A 16,416-nucleotide genomic window follows, 5' to 3' on the forward strand; every position below is an offset into this window, starting at 1 on the left:
TGCAACATCCACATGCCCATCCAGCGAAACGCGCACGCCAGCGTGAAGCGGCGGCGAAGACATGCCAGCCCCGGCCGCGTTTCGGTTTTTCCCAAAGAGACTTCCCTATTCACGCGGGCGGTTTTGAAACCACCGCGAGCGCGCCCGGAATCCGTCTGGATTCAGGAGCAGCGCGCCGCATGCAATGCGAGTTAACATGACAGTTCATTTCAGTGATCTCGGGCTTTCGCAGCCCGTTCTCCAGGCCCTCGACATGAAGGGCTACGATACGCCGACCCCGATCCAGGAACAGGCAATCCCGCCGGTTCTCGAAGGTCGCGACCTGCTGGGCATTGCCCAGACGGGTACCGGCAAGACGGCGGCATTCATGCTGCCCAGCATCGACCGCCTGCGCGAAAGCGACAACCATATTCCCTTCAAGAGCTGCCGCATGCTGGTGCTCGCACCGACGCGCGAGCTTGCCGGACAGATCGCCGACAATGCCAAGGAATATGGCGCACTGGCCGGGCTCAAGGTCCAGTCGATCGTCGGCGGCACTTCGGTCAACAAGGACCGTAACAAGCTGCACCGCGGGACCGACATCCTCGTCGCCACGCCGGGCCGCCTGCTCGACCTGGTCGACCAGAAGGCTTTCAACCTCGGCGGTGTCGAAATCCTCGTGCTCGACGAAGCCGACCAGATGCTCGACCTCGGCTTTATCCACGCGCTGCGCCGGATCAACCAGCTGGTGCCCGAAGAACGCCAGACGCTGTTCTTCAGCGCCACCATGCCCAAGGCGATCAAGGATCTCGTCAGCAATTACTGCAACAACCCTGTCCAGGTATCGGTGACGCCTGCCGCAACCACGGCCGAACGGATCGACCAGTACCTGCTCATGGTGCAGCAGGAAGAAAAGCAGTCGCTGATCGAGTTGATCCTGTCGGGCCGTTACAAGGTCCCGGGCGAGCTTGAGCGTGTGCTCGTCTTCACCCGTACCAAGCATGGTGCCGACCGCGTCGTGAAGAAGCTGGCGCAGGCCGGCATCCAGTCGAACGCGATACATGGCAACAAGTCGCAGCCGCAGCGCCAGCGTGCGCTCGACGAGTTCAAGCGTGCGAAGGTGCCCGTGCTCGTCGCCACCGACGTCGCCGCACGCGGGATCGACATTCCGGGCGTCAGCCATGTGATCAACTACGAGCTGCCGAACGTGCCGGAACAGTATGTCCACCGCATCGGCCGCACCGCCCGTGCGGGCAAGGACGGCGTCGCAATCGCATTCTGTGCAGAGGACGAGCGCGCATATCTCAAGGATATCCAGCGCAACACGGATGCGGAATTCGAGCGCCTGCCGCTGCCGGACAACTTCCGCGCTGTTGTCGAAGGCGTTGGCCCGACCAAGCCTGCACCGCGCACACCTCAGAAACGCGTCAAGGCGAAGCCCAGGGGCGCGCCCCGCGGCGGTGCTCCGCGTACGGGTGCAGCCGAAGGAGAGGGCGGCAACCGCAAGCCGAAGCAAAAACATCCTGCGCGCAAGGGCAAGCCCGCATTCGCCGGGCAGGGCAAGCCGGGTGGCGGCAATCGCAATCGACGCAACAACCGCGGCGGTCAGCGCCGTTCGGGCAGCGCCTGACCTCGATCATTCCCGGCACATTGCGGCCTGAGGGACGTTGGCGGTTGGCATTCTCGATACCAACCGCCATATCGCCCGCCTGACAGGAGATCCGCACATGGCCGAATACGACTTTGACCTCTTCACCATCGGTGCCGGTTCCGGCGGCGTTCGTGCCAGCCGTGTGGCGGCGGCTCATGGGGCGAGGGTGGCCATTGCGGAAGAATACCGTGTGGGCGGGACTTGCGTCATTCGCGGCTGCGTGCCGAAGAAGATGCTCGTCTACGGTGCGCATTTCGCAGAAGACCTGGAGGATTGCGAACAGTTCGGCTGGAAGATCGAAGGCAAGAAGTTCGACTGGAAAGTCCTGCGCGACAATGTCCTGGCCGATGTCGACCGGCTGGAAGGCGCCTATACCGATACGCTGGAAAACCACGACGTCACGATTTTCCACGAGCGTGCGGAAATCACCGGCGACCACGAGGTTACGTTAGCGGGCGGTCGCAAGATCACCGCAGAACGGATCCTGATCGCGACCGGGGCGCGGCCGCGCATGCCCGAATGCCAGGGCGCTGAGCACGCCATCAGTTCGAACGAGGCGTTCCACCTCGACGAATTGCCGAAGAAAGTCATTATCGCCGGCGGTGGTTACATCGCGAACGAGTTTGCCGGGATTTTCAACGAGTTCGGTAGCGATGTTCATATCGTCAATCGCGGCGATACCCTGCTGCGCAGCTATGACGAGGCAGTACGTGACCGCCTGTTGCAGATCTCGACGATGAAGGGGATCAAGTTCCGCTTCAACACCACGTTCGAATATATCAAGCCGTGCGAGGAAGGCGGCTATTTCGTGAAGCTTTCCGATTCCGATGAGGAAAAGGCCGACCTCGTCATGTTCGCCGTTGGCCGCGTGCCGAACACAGAAGGTCTCGGCCTCGACAAGGTCGGGGTCGAACTGGGCGAGAATGGCGAGATCAAGGTCGACCGGTTCAGCAAGACCAGTGTCGACTATATCTATGCCGTCGGCGACGTGACCGATCGTGTGCAACTGACGCCGGTTGCCATTCGCGAGGGCCAGGCCTTTGCTGACAGCGTCTTTGGTGGCGGTGATCCCTATGCTGTCGATCACAGTTGCATTCCCAGCGCGGTCTTCAGCCACCCCCCGATTGCCGCGGTCGGCATGACCGAGGGCGAGGCTAAGAACAAGCTGGGCAGCGTGAAGGTCTATCTGTCGGACTTCCGCCCGATGAAGAACGTCCTTGCCGGCCGCAGCGAGCGCAGCCTCATGAAGATGATCTGCGACGGCGAAAACGGCAAGATTGTGGGCATCCACATGATCGCGCCCGAAGCGCCGGAAATGATGCAGGCTGCGGCTATCGCGGTGAAAGCCGGGCTGACCAAGGCGGATTTCGACGCGACGACAGCGATCCACCCGACAATGGCCGAAGAACTCGTCCTGATGCGCTGATCGCGCGTTGCCAGCGCCCTAATGCGTAGATACGCTTGCACCCTTATTCTGGGAGGCAAGCGATGGCAGATACGGTCCTGGTAACGGGCGGCACCGGCTATATCGGCGGCGAGGTCATCGACCAGTTGCTGGCGGCCGGGAAGACGGTCCACACGACGGTTCGCAACAAGGCGAAAAGCGAAGCGCGCCTACGTGAACGCTGGCCCGATGCGGGTGAGCGGCTGAAGGTCTTCCAGGCCGATTTGATGAGCGACGATGGCTGGGCAGAGGCCAATGTCGGCTGCGATGCCGTGGCCCATGTCGCCTCGCCTTTTCCGCTCGGCGTACCGAAGGACAAGGACGAACTCGTCATACCTGCGCGCGAAGGCACGCTACGTGCGCTCAAGTTCGCGAAAGAGGCGGGCATCACCCGTTTCGTCCAGACCAGCTCTGCTGCGGCGATTGCTTATGGCCAGCCAGAGAAGGATCATTTCGATTATACCGACTGGACGAACCTTGCCGCAGGCGTCCCTCCCTATATCGAATCCAAGACGGTGGCAGAACGTGCCGCGCGCGACTGGGTCGCACTGCATGCGCCCGACATGATCTTCTGTTCGGTCAATCCGGTGGCGGTGTTCGGACCGGTCGAGAATGACGACCTTTCGACTTCGGTCGAAATGGTGAAGCAACTGATTGACGGCACGATCCCGGCGCTGCCGAACATGGGCATCTGCATCACCGATGTGCGCGACGTGGCCCGTGCCCATGTCGCAGCAATAGAAGGCCCGGCAGAAAAAGTGCGCGGCGAACGCTTTCCGACATCGACCGATTTCCTCTGGATAGAGGAGATGGCGAAGATTGCCCGCGAACGTGCGCCAGAACATTCGCGCAAGGTTGCGACGCGCCGCATGCCGGACTGGGTCGTGAAACTGCTCGCACCCTTCGTTCCGGCGATGAAGCAGGTGAAGGGCGAGCTCGGCAATGTGCGCAATGTTTCGGGCAAGCACACCGAGGAGGTGCTCGGCTTCACCTTCATCGATCCTGCCCAGACGATCGAGGACACTGTTCGCAGCCTCGTCGACAAGGGGATCGTCAAGGTTTGAGCGCGGCCCTCAGCTGAAACGGTAAGGCACGACGCCGCGGCTGTCGGGATCGACCTCGATCGCGCGGTCGCTGGGCGGGAAGGCGCGCTGGTCGCAGTCCTCTCGCGGGCAGATGCGGCAGGATATGCCGATCGGCACCACCGTTCGGTCCGACGCGAGGTCGAGCCCGTCGGCATAGATGAACTCGTCTGCGTGGGCGGTCTCGCAGCCCAGTGCGACGGCATAGCGGCGGGGAGGGCGCTCGAACGTGCCTGAAGGTTTCACCAGCCCCTTCGCCATCGAGATATACCTCAGCCCGTCCGGCGTTTCCGCGAGTTGCACGAGAATGCGGTCAGGTACGGCCACCGCTTCGTGCACGATCCACAGCGGGCAGGCGCCGCCAAAACGGGCGAACTGCAACCTGGTCGCGGAATGGCGTTTGGTGATGTTTCCGGCCATGTCGACACGGCAGAAGAAGAACGGCACGCCGCGGGCACCGTCGCGCTGCAGGGTCGAAAGCCGGTGGCAGGTCTGTTCGAAACTGGTCCCGAAGACCTGCGCCAGCCGGTCGATATCGTGCCGCAGCCGCCGCGCCTCGCTGCGGAACGCCATGTAGGGCATCAGCAGCGCCCCTGCGGCATAATTGCTCAATCCCACGAACAGCAACTGGCGCGATGCGGCATTGGGCAGGGCCGCCGCCTCGATCACGGAGAGGATTTCATCGCGCAGCGCCAGCGAAACGAGCTGGTGTGCGAGCTGGAAACGGCGGCTTTCGGCGGGCAGGCCCGGATCGATCGTCAGGTGCGCCATTTCCGCGTCGAAGCTGCGAATGCCGCCCTGCGCCGAATAGATCAGCGAAATCGCCAGCGCGCTACGAAGGTAGTTTTCCATGGTCGCGATGGATGGGGAGGGCTCGCCCAGGCGCGCAGCCAGCGCTTCCGATGCGCGGTCGAGCGTATCGACGTAATTGTTGGCGAGGTGAAACCAGTCGCGCACCTCCTCCCACGGCAGGCGCGCCCCGGCAGGGGATCCGGCGGCGAGGGCATCGTCTACCATTTCGAGCCTCTGGCCAGCACGTCGATAGGCCTCGTGCAATGTCACGAACCGTTCGGCGAGGTCGGGCTGCTGCTCGGCCATGCGGGCAAGCCGTGCAGGGGGTATCGGCTTGGAGAAGAGCGGATCGGCTGCGGCCTCGCGCAGGGCCACGGCAAGCCGTTCGGTCCCGTCTGCGCCCAGGTCCTGCCAGTCGAGCGGAAACAGGTCAGCCAGCCGTTCGATCAGCGCCGGGGTTAATGGCCGCTGGTCGTTTTCGAGCTGCGAGAGATAGGATGCACTGACGCCCAGGTCCTCTGCCAGTTCGGACTGGCGCATCGAGCGCGAGGCGCGAAGCTGGCGCAGGCGCTGTCCGGCAAAGAGGCGACGGCGGCTTGTCACGGACTTCACATAATTTGCAAAGTTCGACTTTGCAACTTCGCAACATTGCATTGGACTTGTTTGAAACTGCGCGCCAACAGAAGCTCAGACAGAACTGACTACGGGGATTGCATGTCTGCCAACATCGCCGAAATGGAACGACGCCGCGAAGCCGCCCGCATGGGCGGCGGTGAAAAACGCATCGCTGCCCAGCATGCCAAGGGCAAGCTGACGGCGCGCGAACGGCTCGAAGTGCTGCTGGACGAAGGCAGTTTCGAAGAGCTCGACACCTATGTCGAACACGATTGCGTCGATTTCGGGATGCAGGATCAGAAGATCCCGGGTGACGGCGTGGTGACTGGCAGCGGCACGATCAACGGCCGTCTTGTCTATGTCTTCAGCCAAGACTTCACCGTGTTCGGCGGTTCGCTGTCGAAACGCCACGCGGAAAAGATCTGCAAGGTGATGGAAAGCGCGATGAAATACGGCGCGCCCGTCATCGGCCTCAACGACAGTGGCGGCGCGCGCATCCAGGAAGGCGTGGCATCGCTGGGCGGTTATGCCGACGTATTCCAGCGCAACGTGCTGGCATCGGGCGTGGTGCCGCAGATCAGCTTGATCATGGGGCCGTGCGCAGGCGGCGCGGTTTACAGCCCCGCCATGACCGACTTCATCTTCATGGTGAAGGACAGCTCCTACATGTTCGTGACCGGCCCGGAAGTGGTGAAGACCGTCACCAACGAGGAAGTCACGCAGGAGGAACTGGGCGGCGCGGTTACGCACACGACCAAGACCAGCGTCGCGGACATCGCGTTCGAGAACGACATCGAAGCGCTGCTGGCGACACGCGATTTCTTCGACTACCTGCCGCTGTCGAACCGCGAGGAAGTGCCGGAGCGCCCGACCAGCGATGCGTGGGACCGTGAGGAGCCGAGCCTCGACACGCTGATCCCAGACAACGCCAACCAGCCTTACGACATGCACGAGGTTATTCGTAAGACGCTGGACGAAGGCGATTTCTTCGAAGTGCAGCCGTCCCATGCGGGCAACATTATCTGCGGTTTCGGCCGGGTGGAGGGGCGCACGGTGGGCGTAGTGGCGAACCAGCCAATGGTGCTCGCCGGCGTGCTCGACATCAATTCCTCGAAGAAGGCCGCGCGCTTCGTGCGCTTCTGCGATGCCTTCGAAATCCCGATCCTGACCTTCGTCGACGTGCCCGGCTTCCTGCCCGGCACCGCGCAAGAGCACAACGGCATCATCAAGCACGGCGCGAAGCTGCTGTTCGCCTATGCCGAAGCGACTGTGCCCAAGATCACCGTGATCACCCGAAAGGCCTATGGCGGCGCCTACGACGTGATGGCGTCCAAGCATCTGCGCGGCGACCTCAACTATGCCTGGCCCACCGCCGAAATCGCCGTGATGGGAGCAAAGGGCGCGGTGGAGATCATCTTCCGCCAGGACCGCGACGATCCGGACAAGATCGCCGAGAAAACGAAGGAATACGAAGACCGCTTCGCCAACCCCTTCGTCGCAGCGCAGCGCGGCTATATCGACGAAGTGATCTACCCGCACTCCACGCGGAAGCGAATTGCGCTGGGGTTACGCAAACTACGGAACAAGCAGCTCGAGAACCCGTGGAAGAAGCATGATAATATTCCGCTTTAGCCTTTGGCTTGCTGCCACTCTGACGCCGAACGCCCTATACGCGCAGGAACTCGACCTTTCGGCTCGAAGCCCTCTGGAATCGGTCGTTCTGGGTGAGGCGGAGGCGGCCAAAGCACATCTCACTGCGCTTGCGCTGCACGCTCGGGAAGATCGCGAAGCGGTGGTGGCCGAACTTCTCGCCGCCGGGTTCGAGCCCAATCGCGGCTCCAAGAATTGCGGGTTTTACGGTTATCATCGCCGCACGACACAGCAAGGAGCCGCCCGCAGCGTTCAAGTTGCTTTGTGCGCCAAAGGAGAGCCGATGGTACTGGTCCTCGACTTTCTGTCGCCTGATGCAAATCGCACTACGTTTCAGGGAACCAACAAAGGTCATCAAAGATGAAACTCGGACGTCTCAACCATATCGGTGTCGCCACGCCCTCGATCGAGGAATCGATCCGCTATTACCGCGATGTCATGGGCGCGACGATCACCCATGAGCCTTTCGATCTGGAGGAGCAGGGGGTGAAGGTCTGCTTCGTCGATACGCCGGGCGAAGAGGGCACCCATGGCACGCAGATCGAACTGATCGAGCCGCTCGGCCCCAACAGCACGCTGACCGGATTCCTCGCCAAGAACCCGGCGGGCGGCCAGCATCACCTGTGCTACGAGGTCGACGATATCGAGGAAGCGCGCAGCTGGTTCGAAGGGCTGGGCAAGCGCATCCTCGGCCCAACGCGCATCGGCGCGCACGGCACGCCCATCTTCTTCCTTCACCCGAAGGACATGATGGGCCAGCTCACCGAAATCATGGAAACGCCCAAGGGCGACGCACACTGGTCCAACTGAGGCGCACAAGACAGTTTTGCAAAGATCAGGGGTGAGGCCATGCGGCCCGCCCGGAAGGGGAGATTGAGATGTCCGAATACGAAACCATCATCGTCGAACGCGACGGTCCGCTGATGACCATTACGCTCAACCGGCCTGACCGGCTCAACGCCATGCCGCCGCAGATGGCGGACGAAATCGGCTCTGCCTTCTATGACCTGGGCGATGCGCGTGCGGTGCTGATCACCGGACAGGGCAAGGGTTTCTGTTCGGGTGCCGACCTTGCCGCCCGCGGCGAACGCAGCGCCCTTGAAACCAAGGGCGGCAGCCACCGCGCCCTGCAGAACCACTACAACCCGGCAGTCAACATGGTGCTGCGCGCGCCGGTTCCGGTCATCACGGCAGTCAATGGCCCTGCCGCCGGTGTCGGCTGTTCGCTCGCGCTGGCGGGCGATTTCGTGCTGGCGGGCAAGAGCGCCTATTTCCTGCAGGCCTTCGTCAACATCGGCCTCGTGCCCGATGGCGGTTCGACCTGGCTGCTCGCTCGCGCCATCGGCCGCGCCCGTGCCACCCGGATGATGATGCTGGGCGAGAAGATCGGTGCCGAGCAGGCAGAAGACTGGGGCCTGATCTACAAGGCGGTAGATGACGATGCCTTGATGACGGAGGCTCGTGCGCTGGCTGAAAAGCTGGCGAACGGTCCGACGCTAGCCTACGCGACGATGAAGCAGAACATCGCCACCGCACTCGACGGCAATTTGACCGAGGTGCTGCGCGCCGAGGCAGAGGGCCAGCGCATTGCCGGTGCCAGCGTCGATGCGATGGAAGGCGGTATGGCCTTCCTCCAGAAGCGCAAGGCGGAGTTCAAGGGCAAGTAATGCTGTTCTACGACAGCCCCAATCCCGCGCCCAATCCGCGCCGGGTCCGCATCTTTGCGGCGGAAAAGGGTATCGAGCTTCCCAGCCGGGAAGTCTCGATCCCGAAGCGCGAGCAGAAATCGCCCGAATTCCTCGAGAAGAACCCGCGCGGCCAGACACCGGCGCTGGAGCTCGATGATGGCACGGTGATCGCGGAAAGCGTGGCGATCATGCGCTATCTGGAGGCGCTGCATCCCGAACCGTCGATGTTCGGTACCGCGCCGAAAGACATTGCCGCGATCGAGATGTGGAACCGGCGGGTCGAAATGATCCTGATGCCTGCGGTTGCTGCGGTCTGGGTCCATACCCATCCGTTCACAGCCGCGCTGCCCGGCCGCAATGCCGACTGGGGCGAGGCAAACCGGCCGCGCGTTGCGGATGCTTTCCGGTTCTTCGACGAATCCCTGAAGGACACCGAATTCCTGGCGGGAGACGCCTATAGCGCCGCCGATATACTGCTGCTGACGACCGCCGACTTCGCCGGATTCGTCGGCTGCGGCATGCCCGATGATTGCGAAAACCTGCGCGGCTGGCACGAACGCGTGTCCGCCCGCCCGAGTGCAGAAGCCTGAGTGCGAAAATGACCGACAAGACCCCGACCTTTGACGACTGGAAGCCCCTTGCCGACAAGGAGGTGAAGGGCCGCGACCTGACCTGGCAGACGCCGGAGGGTATCGCCGTGAAGCCGCTCTATACCAGCGCCGACACGCAGGGGATCGACCCCGGCGTTCCCGGGATCGCGCCGTTCACGCGCGGGCCCTATGCATCAATGTACACTGGCCGTCCGTGGACTATCCGCCAGTATGCGGGCTTCTCGACTGCCGAGGAATCGAATGCTTTCTATCGCCGCAATCTCGCGGCGGGGCAGAAGGGCCTGTCGGTCGCTTTCGACCTTGCGACCCACCGCGGCTATGACAGCGATCACCCGCGTGTGGTCGGCGATGTCGGCAAGGCGGGCGTTGCGATCGACACCGTGCGCGACATGGAAATTCTGTTCGACCAGATCCCGCTCGACACCATGAGCGTATCGATGACGATGAACGGCGCGGTGATCCCCGTATTGGCGTTCTACATCGTCGCGGCAGAGCGGCAGGGGGTGAGCCAGGACAAGCTCGCCGGGACCATCCAGAACGACATCCTCAAGGAGTTCATGGTCCGCAACACCTATATCTATCCGCCCGAACCGAGCATGCGGATCGTCTCCGACATCATCGCATATACCTCGGCCAACATGCCGAAATTCAACAGCATTTCGATCTCGGGCTATCACATGCACGAGGCCGGTGCGACTGCCGTGCAGGAACTCGCCTTCACCATCGCCGACGGCAAGGAATACGCCAAGCGCGCGATGGAAGCGGGCCTCGATATCGACGCCTTCGCGCCGCGCCTGTCGTTCTTCTGGGGCATCGGCATGAACTTCTTCATGGAGATCGCCAAGATGCGCGCGGGCCGCGCGCTGTGGCACGACGTGATGGAAGGGCTGGGGGCCAAGGATCCCAAGTCGAAGATGCTGCGCACCCACTGCCAGACGTCGGGTGTCTCGCTGCAAGAGCAGGACCCGTACAACAACGTCATCCGCACCACGATCGAAGCGATGGCGGCGGTGCTCGGCGGGACGCAATCGCTCCACACCAACGCGCTGGACGAGGCAATTGCGCTGCCGACCGACTTCTCCGCCCGCATCGCGCGCAACACGCAGCTGGTGATCCAGGAAGAAACGGGCGTGACCAAGGTCGCCGATCCCTTGGGCGGCAGCTACTACATCGAAAGCCTGACTGCGGCATTGGTCGAACAAGCGCGTGCCATGCTCGACGAGGTCGAGGCGGCAGGCGGCATGACCCGCTATGTCGCCAGCGGCAAGCCCAAGGCGCAAATCGAAGAAGCGGCTGCGGCCAAGCAGGCCAGCGTCGACAAGGGCGAGACTGTGATCGTCGGCGTCAACAAGTATCGCCTGCCGCAAGAGGCCGATATCGAGACGCTCGACATCGACAACCACGCCGTTCGACAGAGCCAGATCGCGCGCCTCGAAAAGGTGCGCGCCGGCCGTGACGAGGCCGCCTGCCAGGCCGCGCTGAAGGCCCTGACCGACGGTGCAAAGGGCGGCGCGAACGTGCTCGAACTGGCGGTAGAGGCGGCGCGCCACGATGCGACGCTGGGCGAAATTTCCGCCGCGATGGAAAGCGAGTTTGGCCGCTACGACACCGTGCCGAGACCTGTGCGCGGTGTCTATTCGCAGGCCTATTCGGACGATAATCGCTACCGCCAGGTGGTCGAAGGCGTGAAGGCGGTCGAACGTCGCCTTGGCCGCGCGCCCAAGCTGATGGTCGCCAAGATGGGCCAGGACGGCCACGACCGCGGCGCGAATGTGATCGCCAGCGCCTTTGCTGACATGGGCTTCGAGGTTGTCTCCGGCCCGTTGTTCCAGACGCCTGCGGAAACCCGAGACATGGCGCTTGAAAACGATGTCGACGCCATTGGCGCGAGCAGCCTTGCGGCAGGCCACAAGACCCTCATCCCCGAATTGATCGGCCTGCTGAAGGATGCGGGCCGCAGCGACATCAAAGTGATCGCCGGCGGCGTGATCCCGCAGAAGGACTACGATTTCCTGCGCGATGCCGGGGTGCAGGGCATCTACGGACCGGGCAGCAATGTTGTCGAATGCGCGGCGGACGTGCTGCGCCTGCTCGGTCACAACATGCCGCCTGCGGGCGAGGATCTGGACGAGGCGGCGGAATGACCCAAATCCGTACCGACTGGACACGCGAGGAAATCGCGGGGCTGTTCGACCTTCCTTTCACCGAGCTGCTGTTCCAGGCCGCCACCGTCCACCGCGAGTACCATCCGCCCGAGCAAATCCAGCTCTGCACGCTGCTGTCGATCAAGACCGGCGGTTGCCCCGAAGATTGCGGCTATTGCTCGCAGTCGGTGAAGGCCGACAGCGGCGTCGAGGCGACCAAGCTGATGGAGGTGCAATCGGTCCTCCAGCGCGCGGCGCAGGCGAAGGATGCGGGCAGCCAGCGCTTCTGCATGGGTGCGGCGTGGCGCAACCCCAAAGACCGCGACATGCCCGCCATCGTCGAGATCGTGAAGGGCGTGCGCGCCATGGGGCTGGAAACCTGCATGACGCTGGGCATGCTGACGCCGAAACAGGCGGACATGCTGAAGGAAGCGGGCCTCGACTACTACAACCACAATGTCGATACCGGGCCGGAATATTACGAACGCGTGATCTCGACCCGCAATTACCAGGACCGGCTCGATACGCTGAAGAACGTGCGCGACGCGGGTATCAATGTGTGCAGCGGCGGGATCGTGGGCATGGGCGAGACGCGCGAGGATAGGGTGGGCTTCGTCCACACGCTCGCCACGCTGGAGCGCCATCCCGAAAGCGTGCCGGTCAATGCGCTGGTGCCGGTCAAGGGCACGGTGCTGGGCGACATGCTGGCCGACACCCCGCTCGCCAAGATCGACGATATCGAATTCGTCCGCACCGTGGCGGTGGCGCGTATCTGCATGCCGATGAGCATGGTGCGCCTTTCTGCCGGTCGCGAAAGCATGAGTGAGGCGACGCAGGCGCTGTGCTTCCTGGCCGGCGCGAACTCGATCTTCACCGGCGACAAGCTGCTGACCGCGCCCAACGCTGGCGACGACAGCGACGCCGCGCTGTTCGCGAAGCTGGGCCTGACAGCTCTCCAGCAGGATGAGCCCCTCAGAGCATCTGGGCGCGCCTGCAAGGTCATGGAGCCTGCCGAGTGAAACTCGCCGCCGCCTTTTCCCTGGCCTTGATCGGGGCACCGGCGATGGCGCAGAACGCCGGGCCGAACGTGCTCGAAAGTGCGCCGATCACCATCGGGACGACGCATTTCCTCGAATATGCTCCGGGCGATCTGCGTGAAGTGAACGTCTATCTCCCCGACGGATATGCCGATGGAGAGGCAAGCTATCCTGTCTTGTACCTGATCGACGGCGGGCTGGATCAGGACTTCCTCCATGTTGCCGGCACCGCCGCGCTCAATGCCATGTGGGGACGTTCGGCCCCGGTCATCGTGGTCGGGATACAGACCGTGGACCGCCGCGCCGAACTGATCGGCAGCAAGGGCAATGCGGAGGAACGGTCGCAATTCCCGACCGCTGGCGGCTCGGCTGCTTTTCGAGCTTTCCTGCGGGACAAGGTCAAGCCGCATGCCGAGGCGAACTATCGCACAAACGGCGCAGATGCGGTGATGGGCGAAAGCCTGGCGGGGCTCTTCATTGCAGAAACCTGGCTGCGCGAACCCGAACTGTTCGACCGGTTTGCCGCAATCGACCCAAGCCTGTGGTGGAACGACATAGCGCTGGGCAAATCGGCTGCCTCCATGGTGCAGGATGGCAAGCAGCGCGGGCCGATCCTGCTGACCTATTCCAATGAAGGTCCGATGACGGAGAAAGGTACTCGCCTTATTGCCAGGTCGGCCGGGGATCAGGGCTGCCTCGTTCCGCGCCCGGACCTGACACATGCCACCGCCTATCACGTGCTGACGCCGCAAGCGCTGCAGTTTCTTTTCCCAACCGACAACGATTTTGAACCCGAGTGGGGCTTCGAGGTAAAATGTTCAAAAAAATCCTGATCGCTAACCGTGGCGAAATCGCCTGCCGTGTAATCAAAACCGCTCGCCGCATGGGTATCCAGACGGTTGCCGTTTATTCCGATGCCGATGCGCGCGCGCCCTTTGTGCGCATGGCTGACGAGGCTGTGCACATCGGCCCTGCGCCTGCGGCCGAAAGCTATCTGATTGCGGACAAGATCATCGACGCATGCAAGCAGACCGGCGCCGAGGCGGTTCATCCGGGCTATGGCTTCCTGTCCGAGCGTGCGAGCTTCGTGGAAGCGCTCGAAAAGGAAAACATCGCCTTCATCGGTCCGCCGCAAAACGCCATCGCGGCAATGGGTGACAAGATCGAGTCCAAGAAGTTGGCCAAGGAAGCCGGCGTCAATGTCGTGCCCGGCTTCGTCGGAGAAATCCGCGATACCGACCACGCGGTCGAGATTTCAAACGACATCGGATATCCGGTGATGATGAAGGCCAGCGCCGGCGGCGGCGGCAAGGGCATGCGCCTGGCCTATAGCGAGAAGGACGTGCGCGAGGGCTTCGAAAGCGTGAAGCGCGAGGGCCTCAACTCCTTTGGCGACGACCGCGTCTTCATCGAGAAATTCATCGAGGATCCGCGCCATATCGAGATCCAGATCCTCGGCGACAAGCACGGCAACGTCCTCTACCTGAATGAGCGCGAATGCTCGATCCAGCGCCGCCACCAGAAGGTAGTCGAAGAAGCGCCGTCGCCCTTCGTCACCCCGCAGATGCGCAAGGCCATGGGCGAGCAGTGCGTCGCGCTGTCGAAGGCGGTGAACTATCATTCGGCAGGCACGGTCGAATTGATCGTTTCGGGCGCCGACAAGACGGGGGAGAGCTTCTACTTCCTCGAAATGAACACCCGCCTGCAGGTCGAGCACCCCGTTACCGAAGCAATCACCGGCGTCGACCTGGTCGAACAGATGATCCGCGTTGCGGCGGGCGAAAAGCTCGAAATGACGCAGGACGATATCAAGATCGACGGCTGGGCGATCGAAAACCGCGTCTATGCCGAAGACCCGTATCGCGGCTTCCTGCCTTCAACCGGCCGTCTCGTGCGTTATCAGCCGCCGGTCGAACCCTGGGCCGATGACGGCGAGGAAAACGGTCGCCGCGGCGTCGATGGCATCCGTATCGACGACGGTGTCTATGAAGGCGGCGAAGTTTCGATGTTCTACGACCCGATGATCGCGAAGCTCATCACCTGGGGCGAAACGCGCGACGAAGCGGCGGACCTGCAGATTGCCGCGCTCGACGCATTCCAGATCGAAGGGCTGGGGCACAATGTCGATTTCCTCAGCGCCATCATGCAGCACCCGCGCTTCCGCTCGGGCGATCTGACGACCGGCTTCATCGCCGAAGAATATCCCGACGGCTTCGAAGGCGCTGCGGCGGATACGCGCCTCAAGGGCGTACTGGCTGCGGTCGGCGGCATCATTGCCACTGGTGACGCCGACCGGGCACGCCGGATCGATCAGCAGCTCGACGGCGATCTCTATGCACCGGGCGACTGGTCGGTCCGCATCGGAGAACGCGAGGAAAGCTCGTCGACCCATGACGTGCGGCTGGAAGAGAATGCGATTACCGTCGATGGGGAGCAGGTGACGCTGGCGCTCAGCTACACGCCCGGCGATCGGTTCATCGAAGTCGACCTGTTCGAGAATGACGCCGACGACGATGCCGAGCCTGTGGCAAGCTATGGCATGCAGCTACGCCCGACGCGCACCGGCTATGCAATCACGACTCACGGGGCGACGCATCATTTGCGCATCCTGGAAAAGCGGATCGCGCATCTTGCCGGCCACATGATCGAGAAGGAACCGCCAGATCTCTCCAAGCTCCTCATCTGCCCGATGCCGGGCTTGCTGGTGAAACTGCATGTTGCAGAAGGCGAGGAAGTGCAGCCGGGCCAGCCATTGGCAACGGTCGAGGCGATGAAGATGGAAAACATCCTGCGCGCCGAAAAGCAGGCGGTGATTTCGAAGATCAACGCAGGTGAGGGCGACAGCCTGGCGGTCGACGAGATCATCCTGGAACTCGAATAGTGCACTTGCACCATTCACCCGATGCCCCCGCCGCGGACGAAATCAGCTTCGACGAATTCCTGAGGGTCGATATCCGCATCGGCACGATCGTTTCGGCGGAGGAATTTCCCAAGGCGCGTAAGCCTAGCTATCGGCTGGTGATCGATTTCGGCGAGACGATTGGGCGCAAGAAGAGCTGCGCCCAGATTGCCGCCAATTACCATGTCGATGAACTGGTCGGGCGACAGGTCGCGGCAGTGGTCAATTTCCCGCCGCGACAGATTGGACCGGCCATGTCGGAAGTACTGACGCTTGGCTTTGCAGACAAGGGAGGCGAAGTCGTGCTGTTCGCCCCCGATGTTAAAGTACCGGACGGATCGCGGCTGTTCTAGCGTCAGGTAGTTCGGGTTAGCTGGCGTCCTTGAACGCCATGGTCGCGATCATCCAGCCGCTGTTCGCCTTCATCATGGTGAAGTTCCACTCGGTGACGAACAACTCGTGCTGGCAGAGATATTTGAAGCGGATGACCATCGATCCGCTGAAACTGCGTTCGGCCTTCTCGCAACGCTGGATCTTGCCATAAGTCGATCGGGAAACGCTGAACTGCGCGTTGAGATTGGGAATCTGGGGCTTGATGCGCGGGTAAAGCGGACTGCCACTGAAAGCGAGATCGAAGACCTCGCCGCTCTTGTCCGCAACTAGTGCCTGGGTGATTGTTTCGACAACCTTGGTTGCCTCAACGTAATCCGCCTCGGTCGGACGCGTCAGATCGAGAATGTCCTCTGCTGCCGCCGCAGGTTGTGCAAGAACCGCAGCAGCGAAGGCTGCGCCAGCCAATACCGATTTCTTCATTTCAGCGTACC

At 62.5% G+C, this 16,416-nt stretch carries 15 protein-coding genes; 13 read left to right on the forward strand and 2 right to left on the reverse strand.

Annotated features, from left to right (window positions below; translation table 11 throughout):
• Positions 1-196 precede the first annotated feature (196 nt).
• The 3 genes from AMC99_RS04445 (at position 197) to AMC99_RS04455 (ending at position 4,138) form a co-directional block, all read left to right on the forward strand.
• Positions 197-1,609, forward strand: coding sequence for a DEAD/DEAH box helicase (locus AMC99_RS04445; protein WP_061923335.1), 1,413 nt, complete (start codon positions 197-199; stop codon positions 1,607-1,609).
• A gap of 97 nt (positions 1,610-1,706) precedes the next feature.
• The gene (gorA, locus tag AMC99_RS04450; RefSeq protein WP_061923338.1) at positions 1,707-3,056 is read left to right on the forward strand and encodes a glutathione-disulfide reductase; all 1,350 of its coding nucleotides are present in this window, start codon (positions 1,707-1,709) and stop codon (positions 3,054-3,056) included.
• Between the two features lie 62 nt (positions 3,057-3,118).
• Positions 3,119-4,138 (forward strand): NAD-dependent epimerase/dehydratase family protein, encoded by a 1,020-nt coding sequence (locus AMC99_RS04455; RefSeq protein WP_061923340.1) that lies wholly within the window; start codon positions 3,119-3,121, stop codon positions 4,136-4,138.
• 9 nt (positions 4,139-4,147) lie between these two features.
• On the opposite strand, the gene AMC99_RS04460 is transcribed toward AMC99_RS04455, so the two are convergent.
• Positions 4,148-5,551 (reverse strand): helix-turn-helix domain-containing protein, encoded by a 1,404-nt coding sequence (locus tag AMC99_RS04460; protein WP_061927714.1) that lies wholly within the window; start codon positions 5,549-5,551, stop codon positions 4,148-4,150.
• 111 nt (positions 5,552-5,662) lie between these two features.
• Between AMC99_RS04460 and AMC99_RS04465 the strand changes: the two genes are divergently transcribed.
• From AMC99_RS04465 to AMC99_RS04510, 10 genes are all read left to right on the forward strand, one after another.
• Positions 5,663-7,195, forward strand: coding sequence for an acyl-CoA carboxylase subunit beta (locus AMC99_RS04465; protein WP_061923343.1), 1,533 nt, complete (start codon positions 5,663-5,665; stop codon positions 7,193-7,195).
• Positions 7,176-7,577, forward strand: a complete 402-nt coding sequence (locus AMC99_RS13955) for a hypothetical protein (RefSeq protein WP_157058250.1) — start codon at positions 7,176-7,178, stop codon at positions 7,575-7,577. The genes AMC99_RS04465 and AMC99_RS13955 overlap by 20 nt, the downstream gene beginning before the upstream one ends.
• Positions 7,574-8,023, forward strand: coding sequence for a methylmalonyl-CoA epimerase (mce, locus tag AMC99_RS04475; protein WP_061923349.1), 450 nt, complete (start codon positions 7,574-7,576; stop codon positions 8,021-8,023). The genes AMC99_RS13955 and mce overlap by 4 nt, the downstream gene beginning before the upstream one ends.
• Positions 8,024-8,091: 68 nt before the next feature.
• Positions 8,092-8,880 (forward strand): enoyl-CoA hydratase-related protein, encoded by a 789-nt coding sequence (locus tag AMC99_RS04480; protein ID WP_061923353.1) that lies wholly within the window; start codon positions 8,092-8,094, stop codon positions 8,878-8,880.
• The gene (locus AMC99_RS04485) at positions 8,880-9,491 is read left to right on the forward strand and encodes a glutathione S-transferase family protein (protein WP_061923356.1); all 612 of its coding nucleotides are present in this window, start codon (positions 8,880-8,882) and stop codon (positions 9,489-9,491) included. Before AMC99_RS04480 ends, AMC99_RS04485 begins: the two co-directional genes overlap by 1 nt.
• Before the next feature lie 8 nt (positions 9,492-9,499).
• Positions 9,500-11,656, forward strand: coding sequence for a methylmalonyl-CoA mutase (scpA, locus tag AMC99_RS04490; RefSeq protein WP_061923359.1), 2,157 nt, complete (start codon positions 9,500-9,502; stop codon positions 11,654-11,656).
• Positions 11,653-12,675, forward strand: coding sequence for a biotin synthase BioB (gene bioB / locus AMC99_RS04495; protein ID WP_061923362.1), 1,023 nt, complete (start codon positions 11,653-11,655; stop codon positions 12,673-12,675). The genes scpA and bioB overlap by 4 nt, the downstream gene beginning before the upstream one ends.
• Positions 12,672-13,526, forward strand: coding sequence for an alpha/beta hydrolase (locus tag AMC99_RS04500; protein WP_232301509.1), 855 nt, complete (start codon positions 12,672-12,674; stop codon positions 13,524-13,526). Before bioB ends, AMC99_RS04500 begins: the two co-directional genes overlap by 4 nt.
• Positions 13,508-15,574 (forward strand): acetyl-CoA carboxylase biotin carboxylase subunit, encoded by a 2,067-nt coding sequence (locus AMC99_RS04505; protein WP_061923364.1) that lies wholly within the window; start codon positions 13,508-13,510, stop codon positions 15,572-15,574. The genes AMC99_RS04500 and AMC99_RS04505 overlap by 19 nt, the downstream gene beginning before the upstream one ends.
• Positions 15,574-15,945, forward strand: a complete 372-nt coding sequence (locus AMC99_RS04510) for a tRNA-binding protein (RefSeq protein ID WP_061923367.1) — start codon at positions 15,574-15,576, stop codon at positions 15,943-15,945. The genes AMC99_RS04505 and AMC99_RS04510 overlap by 1 nt, the downstream gene beginning before the upstream one ends.
• Positions 15,946-15,961: 16 nt before the next feature.
• Here AMC99_RS04510 and AMC99_RS04515 read toward each other — a convergent pair whose 3' ends face one another.
• Complete coding sequence (locus tag AMC99_RS04515) at positions 15,962-16,405, reverse strand: hypothetical protein (RefSeq protein ID WP_061923370.1); 444 nt, start codon at positions 16,403-16,405, stop codon at positions 15,962-15,964.
• Between the last annotated feature and the right edge of the window lie 11 nt (positions 16,406-16,416).

This window comes from Altererythrobacter epoxidivorans, assembly GCF_001281485.1.
GTDB classification, from domain to species: domain Bacteria; phylum Pseudomonadota; class Alphaproteobacteria; order Sphingomonadales; family Sphingomonadaceae; genus Erythrobacter; species Erythrobacter epoxidivorans.